Source organism: Enterobacter cloacae complex sp. P40C2, from assembly GCF_014930695.1.
Taxonomy (GTDB): Bacteria; Pseudomonadota; Gammaproteobacteria; order Enterobacterales; family Enterobacteriaceae; genus Enterobacter; species Enterobacter pasteurii.
On record NZ_JADBRP010000002.1, the window covers coordinates 354,916 to 372,458 of the forward strand.

At 58.1% G+C, this 17,543-nt stretch carries 14 protein-coding genes and 2 pseudogenes; 11 read left to right on the forward strand and 5 right to left on the reverse strand.

Annotated features, from left to right (window positions below; all coding sequences use genetic code 11):
* The first annotated feature begins 223 nt into the window (after positions 1 to 223).
* The 5 genes from arcA (at position 224) to IM304_RS06940 (ending at position 5,522) form a co-directional block, all read left to right on the forward strand.
* Positions 224 to 1,444 carry an arginine deiminase gene (gene arcA / locus IM304_RS06920; protein ID WP_193354845.1) on the forward strand — a complete coding sequence of 407 codons (1,221 nt, stop codon included), beginning with the start codon at positions 224 to 226 and terminating at the stop codon, positions 1,442 to 1,444.
* A gap of 9 nt (positions 1,445 to 1,453) precedes the next feature.
* Positions 1,454 to 2,365 (forward strand): carbamate kinase, encoded by a 912-nt coding sequence (gene arcC, locus IM304_RS06925; protein WP_193354846.1) that lies wholly within the window; start codon positions 1,454 to 1,456, stop codon positions 2,363 to 2,365.
* Between the two features lie 141 nt (positions 2,366 to 2,506).
* The gene (gene argF, locus IM304_RS06930; protein ID WP_193354847.1) at positions 2,507 to 3,511 is read left to right on the forward strand and encodes an ornithine carbamoyltransferase; all 1,005 of its coding nucleotides are present in this window, start codon (positions 2,507 to 2,509) and stop codon (positions 3,509 to 3,511) included.
* A gap of 47 nt (positions 3,512 to 3,558) precedes the next feature.
* On the forward strand, positions 3,559 to 4,962 hold the full coding sequence (locus IM304_RS06935; protein WP_193354848.1) for a YfcC family protein: 1,404 nt from the start codon (positions 3,559 to 3,561) through the stop codon (positions 4,960 to 4,962).
* A gap of 80 nt (positions 4,963 to 5,042) precedes the next feature.
* Positions 5,043 to 5,522, forward strand: a complete 480-nt coding sequence (locus IM304_RS06940) for an arginine repressor (RefSeq protein WP_042322591.1) — start codon at positions 5,043 to 5,045, stop codon at positions 5,520 to 5,522.
* Between the two features lie 3 nt (positions 5,523 to 5,525).
* On the opposite strand, the pseudogene IM304_RS06945 reads toward IM304_RS06940, so the two are convergent.
* Positions 5,526 to 5,643 (reverse strand): annotated as a pseudogene (locus IM304_RS06945) (hypothetical protein).
* Between IM304_RS06945 and IM304_RS06950 the strand changes: the two are divergent.
* From IM304_RS06950 to gbpA, 5 genes are all read left to right on the forward strand, one after another.
* The gene (locus IM304_RS06950; RefSeq protein WP_176608854.1) at positions 5,623 to 5,727 is read left to right on the forward strand and encodes a pyrBI operon leader peptide; all 105 of its coding nucleotides are present in this window, start codon (positions 5,623 to 5,625) and stop codon (positions 5,725 to 5,727) included. The pseudogene IM304_RS06945 and the gene IM304_RS06950 sit on opposite strands and share 21 nt — an antisense overlap.
* Positions 5,728 to 5,761: 34 nt before the next feature.
* Positions 5,762 to 6,694, forward strand: a complete 933-nt coding sequence (gene pyrB, locus IM304_RS06955) for an aspartate carbamoyltransferase (protein WP_148422660.1) — start codon at positions 5,762 to 5,764, stop codon at positions 6,692 to 6,694.
* 12 nt (positions 6,695 to 6,706) lie between these two features.
* Complete coding sequence (gene pyrI, locus IM304_RS06960) at positions 6,707 to 7,168, forward strand: aspartate carbamoyltransferase regulatory subunit (RefSeq protein WP_014830457.1); 462 nt, start codon at positions 6,707 to 6,709, stop codon at positions 7,166 to 7,168.
* Positions 7,169 to 7,241: 73 nt separating this feature from the next.
* Positions 7,242 to 7,628, forward strand: a complete 387-nt coding sequence (ridA, locus tag IM304_RS06965; RefSeq protein ID WP_003863373.1) for a 2-iminobutanoate/2-iminopropanoate deaminase — start codon at positions 7,242 to 7,244, stop codon at positions 7,626 to 7,628.
* Positions 7,629 to 7,766: 138 nt separating this feature from the next.
* Entirely contained in the window at positions 7,767 to 9,218 is a 1,452-nt protein-coding gene (gene gbpA, locus IM304_RS06970; protein ID WP_193354849.1) for an N-acetylglucosamine-binding protein GbpA, read from the forward strand.
* A 137-nt stretch (positions 9,219 to 9,355) separates the two neighbouring features.
* On the opposite strand, the gene IM304_RS06975 is transcribed toward gbpA, so the two are convergent.
* Both IM304_RS06975 and mgtA read right to left on the reverse strand, forming a co-directional pair.
* Positions 9,356 to 11,740 carry a beta-N-acetylhexosaminidase gene (locus IM304_RS06975; RefSeq protein ID WP_193354850.1) on the reverse strand — a complete coding sequence of 795 codons (2,385 nt, stop codon included), beginning with the start codon at positions 11,738 to 11,740 and terminating at the stop codon, positions 9,356 to 9,358.
* A gap of 335 nt (positions 11,741 to 12,075) precedes the next feature.
* Positions 12,076 to 14,784, reverse strand: a complete 2,709-nt coding sequence (gene mgtA / locus IM304_RS06980; protein ID WP_193354851.1) for a magnesium-translocating P-type ATPase — start codon at positions 14,782 to 14,784, stop codon at positions 12,076 to 12,078.
* A 387-nt stretch (positions 14,785 to 15,171) separates the two neighbouring features.
* On the opposite strand from mgtA, the gene treR reads away from it, so the two are divergent.
* Positions 15,172 to 16,119, forward strand: a complete 948-nt coding sequence (treR, locus tag IM304_RS06985; RefSeq protein WP_193354852.1) for a trehalose operon repressor TreR — start codon at positions 15,172 to 15,174, stop codon at positions 16,117 to 16,119.
* A gap of 11 nt (positions 16,120 to 16,130) precedes the next feature.
* On the opposite strand, the pseudogene IM304_RS06990 reads toward treR, so the two are convergent.
* Positions 16,131 to 16,361, reverse strand: a pseudogene (locus IM304_RS06990) (type VI secretion system tube protein Hcp); the annotation flags it as partial.
* A gap of 231 nt (positions 16,362 to 16,592) precedes the next feature.
* On the reverse strand, positions 16,593 to 17,285 hold the full coding sequence (locus tag IM304_RS06995) for a hypothetical protein (RefSeq protein WP_193354854.1): 693 nt from the start codon (positions 17,283 to 17,285) through the stop codon (positions 16,593 to 16,595).
* Between the last annotated feature and the right edge of the window lie 258 nt (positions 17,286 to 17,543).

The window sequence follows — 17,543 nt, forward strand, 5'->3', positions numbered from 1 at the left end:
GCTATTCATCTTTCCATAATATGAAATTAATCATTATCTGATGCGAATCATGCAAATGAAAACAAACCTCTTAATATCCGTTTTCGCGTGAGCGGCATCACAATACGGATTATTTAACCGCCTACTATGAATCACGAAATCAATTGAGCTTAGCCGCCATGGAATTAAATACATCACATGGCGCATGCCCTTTTTATTCTGAAAAAAAGAAAAAGGAATAATTATGGAAAAGCATTACGTCGGTTCTGAAATTGGTCAATTGCGTAGCGTTATGCTGCACCGCCCTAATTTAAGCCTGAAGCGCTTAACGCCATCAAACTGTCAGGAGCTTTTATTTGACGACGTGCTCTCGGTTGAGCGGGCGGGTGAGGAACATGACATTTTCGCAAACACGCTGCGCGAGCAGGGTGTGGAAGTCCTGCTGTTGACCGACATTCTGACACAAACCATTGATATTGCAGAGGCTAAGGCCTGGCTGCTGGAGACGCAAATCTCCGACTACCGCCTCGGGCCAACCTTTGCCGGCGACGTCCGCGGCTGGCTGGCGGATATGCCGCACCGGGAACTGGCGCGCAGATTAAGCGGCGGATTAACCTACGGCGAAATTCCGGCAGCCATTAAAAATATGGTGGTGGATACCCACTCGGCGAATGATTTTATTATGAAGCCGCTGCCGAACCATTTATTTACCCGCGATACCTCGTGCTGGATTTATAACGGCGTCTCCATTAACCCGATGGCCAAACCGGCCCGCCAGCGTGAAACGAATAACCTGCGGGCAATATATCGCTGGCACCCGGCGTTTGCCGACGGCGATTTTATTAAGTACTTCGGCGACGAGAATATTAATTATGACCACGCCACCTTAGAGGGCGGCGACGTATTAGTGATTGGCCGCGGCGCGGTATTAATTGGCATGTCTGAACGCACCACCCCGCAGGGCGTGGAGTTTCTCGCCAACAGCCTGTTCAAACACCGCCAGGCCGAGCGCGTGATTGCCGTTGAGCTACCGAAGCACCGCTCCTGCATGCACCTCGACACCGTGATGACCCACATCGACGTGGATACCTTCTCCGTCTACCCGGAAGTGGTGCGCAAGGACGCCCAGTGCTGGACGCTCACCCCGGACGGACGCGGCGGCCTGCTCCGCACCCAGGAAACCGACCTGCTGCACGCCATCGAGAAGGCGCTCGGCATTAATCAGGTGCGCCTGATCACCACCGGCGGCGACGCCTTTGAGGCCGAGCGCGAGCAGTGGAACGACGCCAACAACGTGCTCACCATTCGCCCGGGCGTGGTGATCGGCTACGAGCGCAACGTCTGGACCAACGAGAAGTACGACAAGGCGGGTATCACCGTGCTGCCCATCCCGGGCGACGAGCTGGGACGCGGTCGCGGCGGCGCGCGCTGCATGAGCTGCCCGCTGGAACGCGACGGAATTTAAGGAGCCATCATGGAACGAAAACCCACTCTGGTTGTGGCCCTGGGCGGCAACGCGCTGCTCAGGCGCGGCGAACCGCTGGAAGCCGACATCCAGCGCCAGAACATCGAGCTGGCCGCCCGCACCATCGCCGGGCTGACTGAACAGTGGCGCGTGGTACTGGTGCACGGCAACGGGCCGCAGGTCGGGCTGCTGGCGCTGCAGAACAGCGCCTACGACAAGGTCGCCCCCTACCCGCTGGACGTTCTCGGCGCGGAAAGCCAGGGAATGATCGGCTACATGCTCCAGCAGGCGCTGAAAAACAACCTGCCGCAGCGCGAGGTGAGCGTCCTGCTCACGCAGGTGGAGGTGGACGCCGCCGACCCGGCCTTCAGCAACCCGACCAAGTACATCGGCCCGGTGTACAGCGAAGCGCAGGCGAAAGCGCTGGCCGCGGAGAAAGGCTGGGTGTTTAAGGCCGACGGCGGCTTCTTCCGCCGCGTGGTGCCCTCTCCGCAGCCGAAGCGCATCGTTGAGCGCGACGCCATCGCGGCGCTTATTCAGCGCGACCACCTGGTGATCTGCAACGGCGGCGGCGGCGTGCCGGTGGTGGAAAACGCCAACGGCTACCGCGGCATTGAGGCGGTAATCGACAAAGACCTCTCCGCCGCCCTGCTGGCGCGCCAGATTGAGGCGGATGCCCTGCTGATTTTGACCGATGCCGACGCGGTGTATATCGACTGGGGCAAACCGACCCAGCGCCCGCTGGCGCAGGTCACGCCGGAGCTGCTCAGGGGCATGCACTTCGACGCCGGCTCGATGGGGCCGAAGGTCGCCGCCTGCCGCGAGTTTGTTGAGGCCTGCAATGGGATAGCCGGGATCGGCGCGCTGGCCGACGGCGCGGAGATCCTCGCGGGCGAGAAAGGCACGTTGATTCGTAACTGAATTACTTCGCACCTCGCCCCTCACCCCTGCCCTCTCCCCAAAGGGGAGAGGGAGCAAACCATCCCCTCGCCCCTTTGGGGAGAGGGTTAGGGTGAGCGGTAAGGAAAGGTCTTAGACATTAATTTTAAAAAGGATTCCCCCATGACCATTAACCTGAAAAACCGCAACTTCCTCAAGCTGCTGGACTACACCCCGGCAGAGATCCAGTACCTGATCGACCTCGCCATCGAGCTGAAGGCGGCCAAAAAAGCCGGGCGCGAGAAGCAAACCCTGGTCGGGAAAAACATCGCCCTGATCTTTGAAAAAACCTCCACCCGCACCCGCTGCGCCTTTGAAGTGGGCGCGTTTGATCAGGGCGCGCAGGTCACCTACCTCGGCCCAAGCGGATCGCAGATTGGCCATAAAGAGTCGATGAAAGACACCGCCCGCGTGCTGGGCAGGATGTACGACGGCATCGAATACCGCGGCTACGGCCAGGCCATCGTCGAAGAGCTGGGCGAGTACGCGGGCGTGCCGGTGTGGAACGGCCTGACCGACGAGTTCCACCCCACCCAAATACTCGCCGACCTGATGACCATGCTGGAGCATGCGCCGGGCAAAGCCCTGCCGGAGCTGAGCTTTGCCTATCTCGGCGACGCGCGGAACAACATGGGCAACTCGCTGATGGTCGGCGCGGCCAAGATGGGCATGGATATCCGCCTGGTGGCGCCGAAATCCTTCTGGCCGGAAGCGGGTCTGGTCGAGCAGTGCCGCGCCATCGCCAAAGAAACCGGCGCGCGCATCACCCTTACCGACGACGTGGAGGAAGGCGTGAAGGGGGCCGATTTCCTCTACACCGACGTGTGGGTCTCCATGGGCGAGCCGAAGGAGGCCTGGGCCGAGCGCGTCAGCCTGATGAAGCCGTATCAAATCAACGCGGGCGTGATGAAGGCCACCGGCAACCCGAACGTCAAGTTTATGCACTGCCTGCCGGCGTTTCACAACGAGCACACCAAAGTGGGCCGCGAGATCGAGATGGCCTACGGCCTGAAGGGGCTGGAGGTGACGGAAGAGGTGTTCGAATCACCGAACTCCATCGTCTTCGACGAAGCGGAGAACCGCATGCACACCATTAAGGCGGTCATGGTGGCGACACTCGGCGACTAATCACCGCCCGGCGCGCCGTTGGGTGCGCCGGGTTTCAGGAGAACATCATGGGCAAGTTCAAGTTTCCCTCCGCTTATACCATCCTCTTTGTGCTGATTGCCGTGGTTGCCGCGCTGACGTGGATTGTTCCGGCGGGGCAGTACCATATGGCAATGAACGAGGCGCTCGGCAAGGACGTGCCGGTTGCCGGCACCTACGCGCACGTGGCGGCGCACCCGCAGGGTCTGGTTTCGGTGCTGATGGCCCCGATTGCCGGGCTATACGATCCGGAGTCCGGCCAGGCCGGGGCCATCGACGTGGCGCTGTTTATCCTGATCATCGGGGGATTTCTCGGGATCGTCACCAGAACCGGGGCGATTGACGCCGGGATCGAGCGCGTCACCACCCGGCTGCGCGGCCGCGAGGAGTGGATGATCCCGATCCTGATGGCGCTGTTTGCCGCAGGCGGCACGATCTACGGCATGGCCGAGGAGTCGCTGCCGTTCTACACCCTGCTGGTGCCGGTAATGCTGGCCGCCCGTTTCGATCCGGTTGTCGCGGCCTCCACCGTGCTGCTCGGCGCGGGGATCGGCACGCTCGGCTCCACCATCAACCCGTTCGCCACGGTGATCGCCGCCAACGCCGCCGGGATCCCCTTCACCAACGGGATCGCCCTGCGCGTGGCGCTGCTGGTCATCGGCTGGGTCATCTGCGTGGCGTGGGTAATGCGTTACGCCCGCAAGGTGCGCCAGGATCCGTCGCTGTCGATCGTGGCGGATAAGCAGGAGGAGAACCGCGCCCACTTCCTCGGCAACAGGGGCGAGCAGACGCTGGAATTTACCCCGGTGCGCAAAATCATCCTCGTGATTTTCGCTCTCGCCTTCGCGGTGATGATTTACGGCGTGGCGGTGCTGGGCTGGTGGATGGCGGAGATCTCCGCGGTGTTTCTCGCCAGCGCCATCATCGTGGGGCTTATCGCCCGCATGAGCGAAGAGGAGCTGACCTCAACCTTTATCAACGGCGCGCGAGATTTGCTGGGCGTCGCGCTGATTATCGGCATCGCGCGCGGTATCGTAGTGATCATGGATAAGGGCATGATTACCCACACCATTTTGCACAGCGCCGAGGGGCTGGTGACCGGGTTGTCGACGGTGGCGTTCATCAACGTGATGTACTGGCTGGAGGTGGTGCTGTCGTTTCTTGTGCCTTCTTCGTCCGGCCTGGCCGTTCTGACGATGCCGATCATGGCGCCCCTTGCCGATTTCGCTAACGTCAACCGCGACCTGGTGGTTACGGCTTACCAGTCGGCGTCCGGCATCGTTAACCTTGTCACTCCTACCTCTGCCGTTGTGATGGGCGGGCTGGCTATCGCCCGCGTGCCCTACGTGCGTTATCTGAAGTGGGTCGCGCCGCTGCTGGGGATATTAACGGTGGTGATTATGGTGGCGTTGAGCCTGGGTGCCTTGTTGTGATTTGCCGGATGGCGCTGCGCGTATCCGGCCTGCGGATCGGTGCGGTGCCACCGGTTATTTCGGGAACTGATATGAGAACTATGATGGATTACGAAGAGTACTCTCCCAAAGAGCAACTACAGCTAACGGTCTGCCAGCGTCTGATCGCGGAAAAGAGCTATCTCTCTCAGGAGGAGATCCGCCGCGACCTGCAGGAGCATGGTTTTGAGACCATCAGCCAGTCCACCGTTTCACGTCTGCTCAAGCTGCTTGGCGTCATAAAAATTCGCAATGCTAAAGGGCTAAAGATTTATTCGCTGAATCCACAGCTGCGCCCTGCCCCCGACGCGGCGCGCACCGTCTCGGAAATGGTGGTAAGCGTGGAGCACAATAGCGAATTTATCCTTATCCATACCGTGGCCGGATATGGCCGCGCGGTGGCGCGTATTCTGGATTATCACCAGTTACCGGAAATATTAGGCGTGGTGGCCGGAAGCAGTATTGTCTGGGTCGCCCCCCGGGTAGTGAAGCGCACCGCGCTGGTGCATAAGCAAATTAATTATTTACTCAGAACGCATTAATATTCACAAAGAACCGTTTGCTTTGAGTAAAGCGTGCATTAAATCGCTTGATCCGAAAAGCGAGCTGCGTATAATGCCCGACAATTTGCCGGGAGGAAGCATGGTCAAGCGTGTACGACATAACGTCTTACCGCGTCTGAAATCAGACGCTGGCCTGCCGTTTTTCTTCCCGTTGCGTAATCTATTCCCAGAGCCCCTCATTTGAGGGGCTTTTTTTTGCCCGGCGTCAGGAGATAAACATGAATCCGCTTTATCAAAAACACATCATTTCCATAAACGACCTCAGCCGCGAAGAGCTGGAACTGGTTCTGGAAACCGCGGCAAAACTGAAGGCCAATCCGCAACCGGAGCTGCTGAAGCACAAGGTGATTGCGAGCTGCTTCTTCGAAGCCTCGACCCGCACCCGCCTCTCCTTTGAAACCTCCATGCACCGCCTGGGCGCGAGCGTGGTGGGCTTCTCGGACAGCAGCAACACGTCGCTGGGCAAAAAAGGCGAGACCCTGGCGGATACCATTTCAGTGATCGGCACCTACGTTGACGCGATTGTGATGCGCCACCCGCAGGAGGGCGCGGCGCGCCTGGCAACCGAATTTTCCGGCGGCATTCCGGTGCTGAACGCCGGTGACGGTGCCAACCAGCACCCGACCCAGACCCTGCTGGATCTGTTCACCATACAGGAGACCCAGGGCACGCTGGAGAACCTGAACATCGCCATGGTCGGCGACCTGAAGTATGGCCGCACCGTCCACTCCCTGACCCAGGCGCTGGCGAAATTTAACGGCAACCGCTTCTTCTTCATCGCCCCGGACGCGCTGGCGATGCCGCAGTACATTCTCGACATGCTGGACGAGAAAGGCATTCAGTGGAGCCTGCACGCCAGCATCGAAGAGGTGGTGGGCAACGTGGATATTCTCTACATGACCCGCGTGCAGAAAGAGCGTCTGGATCCGTCCGAATACGCCAACGTGAAGGCGCAGTTCGTGCTGCGCGCCAGCGACCTCGACGGCGCGCGCGACAACATGAAGGTGCTGCACCCGCTGCCGCGGATCGATGAGATCGCCACCGACGTGGACAAAACGCCGCACGCCTGGTACTTCCAGCAGGCCGGGAACGGCATCTTCGCCCGCCAGGCGTTACTGGCACTGGTTCTGAATCGCGAATTAGCTCTGTAAGGGGAAACGACCATGACACACGATAACAAACTCCAGGTTGAAGCCATCAAGCGCGGCACCGTGATTGACCACATCCCTGCGCAGGTGGGCTTTAAGCTGCTGACGCTGTTCAAGCTGACCGAAACCGACCAGCGCATCACCATCGGCCTGAACCTGCCGTCCGGTGAAATGGGCCGTAAGGATCTGATCAAAATCGAGAATACCTTCCTGACCGACGAGCAGGTTAACCAGCTGTCGCTGTACGCGCCGGACGCGACGGTTAACCGCATCGACGATTACGACGTGGTGGGTAAATCCCGTCCGAGCCTGCCGGAACGCATTGAGAGCGTGCTGGTCTGCCCGAACAGCAACTGCATTAGCCACGCCGAGCCGGTTTCCTCCAGTTTTGCAGTGAAAAAACGCGCCGATGACATTGCGCTCAAATGCAAATACTGCGAAAAAGAGTTTTCTCATTATGTGGTGCTGGCCAACTAATTGAGGTTGGTAATGAAATCCCGGCTGTTATAATGGCCGGGAACATTCTTAACGCTGTAATTCTGGAGAAAAAATGAGCAAAGTACTCGCGACGGAAAATGCACCAGCGGCCATCGGCCCTTACGTTCAGGGCGTTGATCTGGGCAGCATGATCATCACTTCTGGCCAGATCCCGGTGAATCCAAAAACCGGTGAAGTGCCGGCAGACGTGGCGGCGCAGGCGCGTCAGTCGCTGGAAAACGTGCAGGCGATCGTTGAATCCGCCGGCCTGAAGGTGGGCGATATCGTCAAAACCACCGTTTTCGTAAAAGATCTGAACGATTTCGCCACCGTTAACGCTACCTACGAAGCGTTCTTCACCGAACATAACGCCACCTTCCCGGCGCGCTCCTGCGTGGAAGTCGCCCGTCTGCCAAAAGACGTGAAAATTGAAATTGAAGCGATCGCCGTACGTCGTTAATTCATTTCAATAAATAAAGGGTAGCTCAGGCTGCCCTTTATTATTTTGGCTATTTTTACTCTCGACATTCAATGACGCCATACGCGGTCCATTAATAAACTGCAATTGCTTTGTTATCTTCTTTTAAATGGACTAAGAATGAAAATTTCAAAAATTGCGTTGGCGATCGCAACATTAACCGTCGCCTCTTCCGCACTCGCGCATGGATATATTGAATCACCCGCCAGCCGCGCTTATATGTGTAAGCTCGGTCAAAATATTGACTGCGGTTCCGTACAGTACGAACCGCAGAGCGTGGAGAAAAGCTCCGGTTTCCCGACAGGGGCGATGCCGCCTGACGGCCAGCTTGCCAGCGCGGGGATTGCCAATTACTCCCAGCTGGATAAGCAGAGCCTGAACGCATGGACGAAAAACCCTATAACCGCGGGCCCGCATGAGTTTGTCTGGTATCACACCGCGCCGCACAAAACCACCAACTGGCGTTATTACATTACCAAACAAAACTGGGATCCAAATAAGCCCCTGACCCGCGCTCAGTTTGAATTAACGCCGTTCTGTACCATTAATGGAAATGGCCAGGCGCCAGCAATGCGTCAGGCGATGAAATGTAATGTGCCGTCACGTACCGGCTATCAGGTTATTTATGGCGTCTGGGAAATTGCGGATACGTCTAATAGTTTCTACCAGGCCATTGACGTTGATTTCGGTAACGGAGGCAACGTAACGCCGGATGAAAATACAGGTATCGAATCTGAGTGGAGCAAAACGCTCAGCGGCCAGATTGCGGGTAATAACCTGAACGTCGGCGATAAGGTCATTGCCCGCTTCTTCGACGCGCACGGTGAAGTGACTTCCCTGCGCACCGAACTGACGATTGCCACTGCCGCTCAGGGTGATGCCAACCAGTGGTCTTACGATCTGGCGCAGAAAATTAACACCGCTCACGGCGATATCCGCGTCGGGGTGAAGGATGAAGCGGGCGAAATTAGCCCGGTTCACGGCGCGAACAGCGTATTCGTCAAAGATGGCAGCACCCTGCAATCCGTTGCGATTTCATACGAAGAGCAGAAGGCGGACGTCAATGAAACCATCGCCGTTACCGACTTGCACTACAGCAAAATCGAGAACGGCAGCGCGACCGTGACCTTCCACGTGAATACCCACGGCAACGTCGATTTCGAAGCCCACGTCATGAACCATCACGGCGCGGAAAAAGGGTATCTGAAGCAGGAGATGAACAACGCCAATCAGGACGTCACCATGACGCTGACCGGCGTTGAAGCGGGTCACCACATGCTGAAGTACTACGCCACCAATAAAGACGGCACCCTGTTTGCGCAGGACGTACTGAACCTGATGCTGGAAAGCGATGCCGCGGCGGACACCGGCGGCCAGCACGACTTTATCTTCCCGGATAATATCGCGTCCTACAAAGCGGGTACCGTGGTGCTGCAGCCTAAAGACGGTAAGACCTACGAATGTAAGCCATTCCCGTACAGCGGCTACTGCGTGCAGTGGAGCAAGTATGCGACCCAGTTTGAGCCGGGCACAGGTTCACACTGGAAAGAGGCGTGGGTTATTAAGCACTGAGTCGTCTGAGCCCCTCACCCTAACCCTCTCCCCAAAGGGGAGAGGGAACCGATCGAGCCTTCTCTTCATCGGTGAGAGGGGAACGATAGAGCCCCTCGCCCCTTTGGGGAGAGGGGTTGGGGTGAGGGGGTTCTTTACTACTGATTCCGCGTCGCTCTGAGCAGCGTCTCCAGCGGATACACCGCCGCAATCACTACCTCATCCTGAATCTTCGCCGCGTTATCCAGCTCGCTCTGAATCGACGCGATCTCCTTATCGTCCAGCGTCCCCTGACGCGCCACCAGATCGGTGAGCCTCAGGCCAATCGACGCCAGCTTGTCCACCTCCTGAATCACCGGCTTGATCGCCTTCAGCTGATAGCTGTTTTCGCTTAACGCCAGCGCGTCGCTGGTGTTGTTCTGCCAGCGGTTAAACACGTGGCGCAGCGCGTCGGCGCTTTCCGTGTCTTCCGCGTCGCTCACCAGACGGTCCGCCCATTTGCTCATCTGACGCACGGTGGCGCTTTCGGCGTTCAGCGCATCGGCGAGCCTGTTTAGCGGTTCAAACTGATGGTAGTTTCCGGCCTGGAATTTGAGGTGCTGGCGGGTGTAATACTGGGCCGGCTCAAGCGACTGGGCGAGGATTTGCAGCGGCAGCGTATCGGCGTTATTGGCCAGGCGCGTGAACTGCACCTGCTGCTGGGTATGCTGCTGCAGCCCGACCGATACCGTCGACCAGCTGTCCATCGCCTGCAGGCGGGTATACATGTTGTCGACGTCGTTTACGTCCTTCGCCGACCATAGCCGCTCCGCCACCGCAAAGGCGCGCGGCCACAGGCGGATATCCAGCACCGGCGCGACCACGTTTTCTGCCCACAGCGCGGCTTCACCGCCGAGCAGGTTGGCCTCATTCGCCACGTCCGGCACCACCGGCGGGATGCCTTTTGGCACCTCGCTCAGGCGCGTGCCGCTAATCGGGTAGCGGGCATTGCCCACCAGGAAATAGCCGCTCAGCTTATCGTTCTCAACGGAGACGACCGGGCGCGTTTCGCCCATCCAGGTGTCGACGGTAAACGTCACCTGGTTGTCATCACGCCATTCGATATCCTGCACCGCGCGACGCGACTTCCCGGCAAAATCGATAAACCCGCGCCACCCCGACTCCCCTTTCACCAGCGTGAAGCTGCCCTCTACCGGCTTGCCCTTCAGCCGCGGCATGGAGAAGGCCCAGCTCTGAACGCTGTCGGTGTCGGCTATCACATCCACGCCGTTCAGCCCCTGCGGGACAATTTCATTGCGATAGTGATAGGCGGTGGACTGAGGCTGGTCGAGATAGAAGCCCGTTGAGAGAATGCCCCTGTAGCCGTTCTGCGCCACCTGCCCCAGCGCGTCCTGCCCCTGCCAGGACTGGATCAGAATGCTTTTCGGCAGGTCAGGATGGTAGATCTCATCCCAGCCGACCATCTGCCGGTGATGCTTCTCGAGGATCGTCTCCAGCCTGCGGTTAAAGTGAGCCTGCAGCGCGTGGCTGTCCGCCAGCCTGTTATCGCGCATGAACTGCTGAATGGCCGGATTCGCTTTCCACTGGCTGTCGTCGACCTCATCGCCGCCGATGTGCAGATACGGATCCGGGAAGATCGCCGCCAGCTCGCTGACCATCGCGTCGGCAAAGGCGTAGGTTGCCGCTTTGGTGGGATCCAGCACCGGCTTCAGCACGCCCCAGTGGCGCTCCATTTCGTACGGCCCCGGCGCGCTCATCAGCTCCGGGTATGCCACGGCAATCGCCGAGGCGTGGCCCGGCATGTCGATCTCCGGCACCACGCGGATGCCGCGCACGGTAGCGTAACGCACCACCTCGCGCATCTGTTCCGGCGTGTAGAACAGCCCGTCGCTGGCAAGCTGGGTCAGCTTAGGGTAACGCTTCGAACTGAAGCGCCAGCCCTGATCGTCGGTCAGATGCCAGTGCAGAACGTTAAGCTTGGCCGCCGCCATGCCGTCAATCTGGCGTTTGATATCCGGGAGCGGGATGAAGTGGCGCGCCGAATCAAGCAGCAGCCCGCGCCACGGGAAGCGCGGGGAATCTTCAATCGTGACCCACGGCAGCGAGGTGTTTTCCGCCCCGTTCTGAATGAGCTGGAGCAGCGTTTCCATGGCGCGCAGCGCGCCGAAGCGGGTGTTGGCGGAGATAGTTACGCCACTGGCATCCACCGTCAGCCTGTAGCTTTCGTCGCTGTCCGGCAGCGGCTGCGGCTTGACCTTTTTGACGATAGCGATGCGGATGGTTGGCTTTTCCGGCTTGTCGGCCTGCGGCTGCAGGGTCCAGCCGGTTTGCAGGGCGATGCGCTGGCGCAGGCGGTCCACCGCCTCACCCAGATCGTCGCCGCTGACGCTGACGGAAACGTTGTTGCTCAGCACCAGCGCGCCCTGGGTTGTCGGGCGTTCGACCTTCGCAGGCCAGGGCATCAGGGGAAGATCGCCTGCCGGGGCGGCAAACGCGGAGGCGCCGAGCATTAGCCCGGCGGTTAAGAGAGCGTACCGTAACATGAATGTTCCTTATCTGACGGGCCAAATATACCCGTCATACTTCAAGTTGCCTGTGCGTTGGCTGCACTCGTTCACCCCGGTCACTTACTTATGTAAGCTCCCGGGGATTCACTCCCTTGCCGCCTTCATGCAACTCGAATTATTTAGGGTATAAAGGCAAAACATTCTGTTAACATGCGCTCAATTTGTCGTCAAGCGAATGCGCCGACGGAGATCACAGGTTGTTGAATTTGGGAGAAAAGCCAGTCCCCTCACCCCGGCCCTCTCCCCAAAGGGGCGAGGGTGTAATCATCCCCTCTCCCTTCCAGGGAGAGGGTCAGGGTGAGGGTATGTTTTTACTGCCACCCGTACCGGCGCGCATAGAATCCTTTCACCAGCTGCGTCAGCACCATATAGCCCGCGAGGATCGCCACCAGCCACGGGAAGTAGCTCAGCGGCAGCGCCTGGAGCTGCAGATAGCTCGCTAGCGGTGAGAACGGCAGCGCGATCCCAAGCGCCATCACAACCCCGGTCATGATAATCAGCGGCCAGGCGGCACGGCTCTGGATGAACGGAATGCGGCGGGTGCGGATCATATGCACAATCAGCGTCTGCGACAGCAGCCCCACCACGAACCAGCCGGACTGGAACAGGGTCTGGTGTTCCGCAGTGTTGGCGTGGAACACAAACCACATCAGGCAGAAGGTCAGGATGTCGAAGATCGAGCTGATCGGGCCAAAGAACAGCATAAAGCGCACCAGATCGGCGGGGTTCCAGCGCTGCGGCTTCTGGATCTGCTCGTCATCGACGTTATCAAACGGGATCGCCACCTGGGACACGTCGTACATCAGGTTCTGGATCAGCAGGTGCAGCGGCAGCATCGGCAGGAACGGCAGAAACGCGCTCGCCACCAGCACGCTGAAGACGTTACCGAAGTTGGAGCTGGCGGTCATCTTGATGTACTTGAGCATGTTGGCGAAGGTCCGACGCCCTTCGATCACGCCCTCCTCCAGCACCATCAGGCTCTTTTCCAGCAGGATGATGTCTGCCGCTTCACGGGCGATGTCCACCGCCCCGTCCACGGAAATACCGATATCCGCCGCACGCAGGGCGGGCGCGTCGTTGATGCCGTCGCCCATAAAGCCCACCACGTGCCCTTCCCGACGCAGCAGGGTGACGATGCGCTCTTTGTGCATCGGCGTCAGGCGGGCAAACAGCGTGGTGCGCAGGGCAAGCTGCGCCAGCTGGTCGTCTGAGAGCGATTCGATATCGCTTCCCACCACCACGTCGCCCGCGTCCAGCCCCACCTCGTGACACACTTTGGCGGCCACCAGCTCGCTGTCGCCGGTGAGGATTTTCACGGTGATACCGCTCGCCTTCAGCGCCTTCAGCGCGGGGGCGGTGGTCTCTTTCGGCGGATCGAGGAATGCGATGTAACCTTCGAGGATCAAATCGGATTCGTCGATACGCTGATAGTCACCTTCCCGCGCGGGCAGAAACTTGCTCGCCACCGCCACCACGCGCAGCCCCTGACGGTTCAGGTTATCGGTAACGCGTTTGATGCGGCGCAGCATGGTCTCGTCCAGCGGCACGATCTCCCCGTTATGGCGCACCTGCGTTGAAACGTTCAGGATCTCCTGCAACGCCCCTTTGCAGATCAGCTGATGCACGTCCGGCTGTTCGCTTACCACCACCGACATGCGGCGGCGCTCAAAGTCGAACGGGATCTCGTCGACTTTCTGCCAGCGGCCGGAGAGCATGCGGGCCGACTCTTCATCCACGCCTTCCAGCACCGCCACGTCGAGCAGGTTTTTCAGCCCGGTCTGGTAGTGGCTGTTCAGCCACGCGCTGTACAGCACGCGCTCGCTGGTCTTTCCGGCGATGTCGGTATGGTTCTCCAGCACGATTTTGTCCTGGGTCAGCGTGCCGGTTTTATCGGTGCAGAGAATGTCCATCGCGCCAAAGTTCTGAATGGCGTCGAGGTGTTTGACGATCACCTTCTGTTTAGAGAGTTTTACCGCCCCGCGCGCCAGCGTGGAGGTGACAATCATCGGCAGCATTTCCGGCGTCAGGCCGACGGCCACGGAGAGCGCAAACAGCGCCGCTTCCCACCAGTCGCCTTTGGTGTAGCCGTTGATCAGCAGCACGATCGGCGTCATGACCATCATAAAGCGGATCAGCAGCATGCTGACGCGGCCAATGCCCTTCTGAAACGCGTTCGGCTCGCTCTCCTGCTCGCTGACGCGTCCGGCAAGCTGTCCAAACCAGGTATTGCCGCCGGTGGCGGTAACAATCGCCTGCGCGGTGCCGCTGACCACCGTGGTGCCCATAAAGCACAGGGTGTCGCACTCGAGCGGGTTCATCTGCTGCGGATCGCGGGAGCGCGCCACCTTCTCAACGGGCAGAGATTCTCCGGTGAGCGAAGCCTGCGCCACGAACAGATCGCGCGCCTGGATGATGCGCAAATCCGCCGGGATCATGTCCCCGGCCGCCAGCTTCACCAGATCGCCCGGCACCAGCTGGTCAATGGGCAGTTCAACCCAGGCGTTTTCACCGAGTTCGTTAATCACGCGCGAGACCGTCGCGGTGTTGCTGACCATCGCCTTCAGGGCATCCGCGGCTTTGGTGGAGCGCGCTTCCTGAATAAAGTTGAGCAGCGTGGAGATACCCACCATCAGGGCAATAACGCCGGCGGCGAACAGATCTTCGGTAGCGTAAGAGATGATGCCCAGCACCGTCAGCAGCAGGTTGAACGGGTTGCGGTAGCAGAGCCACAGGTGCACCCACCACGGAGAGGGCTTTTGCGCCGGGATCTGGTTGTCGCCGTGCACGGCACGAATTTTTTCAACTTCGGATGCGTTCAGCCCTTCCGGGTGTCCGCCAAAGGCGCGCCAGACTTCGTTTTCATCCATCGCCGCCACGTTAAGGCAGCGCTCGGTCAGGGAGGCGGGAATTGTCGCTCCCGCGATATTTTTGCCGTTCGGCAGCGGATCGCGCGCAATCAGGCGATGCGGCAGATGGCGGCTCAGCTGTGCAAACAGCTGCCGGGTGATATTTTTCAGCATAGTCATTCCCCCGCATCCGCAATGGCGGACGCAGTCTTTCCCGCAGGCGTGGCAAAGCCGCACCTGTCAGGCACTTAAATTTTCAAGCAGGAACGTATGAACGTTGCTGCCTCACGCCGGTGAGACAGCAAAAGGCTGGCTTACCGGAAAGAAGGTTTTCTCCTGGTCAGGAGAGGTGTGGGATCGGGATCCATGTCGCCTCCGGTAAGTAAAAAGTAGGGTGTCGGCACGCAGTATAGCGATTTAACCATACCGTTTGTGTTTAATCGGGCGGTATTATAACGCCCTGCAAATAAACCAAACGTAAACCAGACTTTGCCCATGGCGAATTCGCAGGATAGCATTAGGCTCAACTGACTATTTTATCGTTGTTACAGGGAATACAGCATGCAGAACCGCCTTACGATTAAAGACATCGCGCGTTTAAGCGGCGTGGGGAAATCGACCGTCTCACGCGTGCTGAACAACGAAAGCGGCGTCAGCGAGCGTACGCGCGAGCGCGTTGAGGCGGTCATGAATCAGCACGGTTTCTCCCCTTCCCGCTCCGCGCGCGCCATGCGCGGGCAGAGCGATAAAGTGGTCGCCATTATCGTCTCGCGTCTGGATTCTCTCTCCGAAAACCTCGCCGTGCAGACCATGCTGCCCGCCTTTTACGAGCAGGGTTATGATCCGATCATGATGGAGAGCAAATTCTCGCCGCAGATGGTGGTGGAGCATCTCGGTATGCTTCAGCGACGCAACATTGATGGCGTGGTGCTGTTCGGCTTTACCGGCCTTAAAGAGGATGTCCTCAAGCCCTGGCAGCCGTCACTGGTGCTGCTGGCGCGCGACGCCAGCGGGTTTGCTTCTGTCTGTTACGATGACGAAGGGGCGATTGTGATCCTGATGCAGCGCCTGTATGAGCAGGGCCATCGCTATATCAGTTATCTCGGCGTGCCGCATGCCGACGTCACGACCGGCAAGCGTCGTCATGAGGCGTACCTGGCGTTTTGTAAAAAACATAACCTGCCCGCCGTGGCCGCGCTGCCCGGGCTGGGCATGAAGCAGGGATATGAGCAGGTCGCCAGCGTGCTGACCCCGCAGACCACGGCCCTGGTGTGCGCCACGGATACCCTGGCGCTGGGTGCGAGCAAATATTTGCAGGAGCAGCGCATCGGGGAACTGCAGTTAGCGAGCGTGGGAAACACGCCGCTGATGAAGTTCTTACACCCCGAGATTATCAGCGTCGATCCGGGCTACGCCGAGTCAGGCCGACAGGCGGCCGCGCAGCTGATAGAGCAGATCAACGGGCGCGCTGAGCCGCGCCAGATCGTTATTCCTGCCCTTCTCTCTTAGTCCTTTCGCTTTCATGCGCAACAGCGATCGTTCCATGAATCATGGTACAGGATATTGCCTTCGGTATACTTCCAGGTAATTGCCTCATAGCGCAGCTCCAGCGTTTCCAGGTGGGTACTGGTCATACTGCCGGGGGAGAGATACGGCGCTACCGTTGTGAACTTGACGTTTTCCAGAATAATATTGAAATACTCAGCCTCAATCCCAGACTCAAGAATACGGTACATTTTAATTGTCGACTTCGCCTTATTAGTGGTTATCTGTATTGAAATGTTTGGCCTTTTACCATTTCACATAGCAGCCAAAAACAATCATGACCACAATGAAGAAAAGACCAATTGGCCAGACAGGGCTGCCGGGGAAGAAATGGGCCTGTATCAGGGCAAACAGGATTGTTAACGCGGCCGGGCCGTAAACCGAAAATATAATTCGCGCCTGCCAGCGTAAAAAACGTTTGATGTAATTCATCATTGTTATCTGATCAACCTGGTGATGATATCCGCAATGTCGTCATCAGATGCCCATTGCGCACGTGTCGCGCCCGTCCTGCGAAACACAGGCTCAATGAGAAAATAAAGCATTTCAAGCCCTTGAGCATAAAGTGCCGAGTACCAGGCGGGAAATTCAACGTGCAGACGATACGCGCTATCCGCGGCTTGCTGTACTACCCCATACAGCCAAATAAAAGCAATACCTCGGGAAGCCCATCTTCCGGCAATGGCGCTTAATTCGAGGCTGATATTTAATCCAAGGCGAACGCAGGCGGCAACGGCTAATGTAAACCCGGCACCGGTAAGGCTAACCGCAGCGATGTGGACATTTACAGCCATTAGCCGCTGTTTAATATACTCTAACTGTTCAGGATTTTTGTATTTGAAAACTTCCTCAAAATACAGTCTAAGCATTTCATAGACTACATCCACACCGCTTACTAATTTATAAACGGCATCTCTGAAGCGTAGGTCTTCGCTCTTCTGTCTCAGGCAAACATCATTGTATTCATCAGTGAAACATGAGGCGTAATACAACAGCCGAGTGGCGCCTTCCCCTATCATATTCACCTGTGTTTTGACGTTCTGGCCGACCGCAGTAACAGCATGGTCGAGTTTAAGCGCAAGTATTTTACTGGCCTGTAAATAACTGACGATCTCGTTGTTCCCGTACATTATTGCTCTACGTTTATTTCAGTATATGAAGACAAGCTTATGCCTGAAACCGACTGTAAAGTTCCGGCCAGATCATGTTTAAGATCTTCCCTGTATTTTTAAGATATTGACCTGATATTTTTTAAACACCCTTGAGAAGAAATTGATAAAAACTGCGAGTGAAATGCAATCCAGTGTGCCCTCACACAGCGGATTATTGTGATCTTCGCCTGATTTCGGGAACGTTCCCATTTTCGCCGTCGCGCTCAGGGAGTAGGC

Excerpts from the sequence above, each read along its gene's own strand:
- treR (WP_193354852.1), top strand. The coding sequence starts at position 15,172 with ATGCAGAACCGCCTTACGATTAAAGACATCGCGCGTTTAAGCGGCGTG.
- IM304_RS06935 (WP_193354848.1), top strand. The coding sequence starts at position 3,559 with ATGGGCAAGTTCAAGTTTCCCTCCGCTTATACCATCCTCTTTGTGCTG.
- arcC (WP_193354846.1), top strand. The coding sequence starts at position 1,454 with ATGGAACGAAAACCCACTCTGGTTGTGGCCCTGGGCGGCAACGCGCTG.
- arcA (WP_193354845.1), top strand. The coding sequence starts at position 224 with ATGGAAAAGCATTACGTCGGTTCTGAAATTGGTCAATTGCGTAGCGTT.
- pyrI (WP_014830457.1), top strand. The coding sequence starts at position 6,707 with ATGACACACGATAACAAACTCCAGGTTGAAGCCATCAAGCGCGGCACC.
- IM304_RS06995 (WP_193354854.1), bottom strand. The coding sequence starts at position 17,285 with ATGTACGGGAACAACGAGATCGTCAGTTATTTACAGGCCAGTAAAATA.
- mgtA (WP_193354851.1), bottom strand. The coding sequence starts at position 14,784 with ATGCTGAAAAATATCACCCGGCAGCTGTTTGCACAGCTGAGCCGCCAT.
- gbpA (WP_193354849.1), top strand. The coding sequence starts at position 7,767 with ATGAAAATTTCAAAAATTGCGTTGGCGATCGCAACATTAACCGTCGCC.
- pyrB (WP_148422660.1), top strand. The coding sequence starts at position 5,762 with ATGAATCCGCTTTATCAAAAACACATCATTTCCATAAACGACCTCAGC.
- IM304_RS06940 (WP_042322591.1), top strand. The coding sequence starts at position 5,043 with ATGATGGATTACGAAGAGTACTCTCCCAAAGAGCAACTACAGCTAACG.
- IM304_RS06950 (WP_176608854.1), top strand. The coding sequence starts at position 5,623 with ATGGTCAAGCGTGTACGACATAACGTCTTACCGCGTCTGAAATCAGAC.
- IM304_RS06975 (WP_193354850.1), bottom strand. The coding sequence starts at position 11,740 with ATGTTACGGTACGCTCTCTTAACCGCCGGGCTAATGCTCGGCGCCTCC.
- ridA (WP_003863373.1), top strand. The coding sequence starts at position 7,242 with ATGAGCAAAGTACTCGCGACGGAAAATGCACCAGCGGCCATCGGCCCT.
- argF (WP_193354847.1), top strand. The coding sequence starts at position 2,507 with ATGACCATTAACCTGAAAAACCGCAACTTCCTCAAGCTGCTGGACTAC.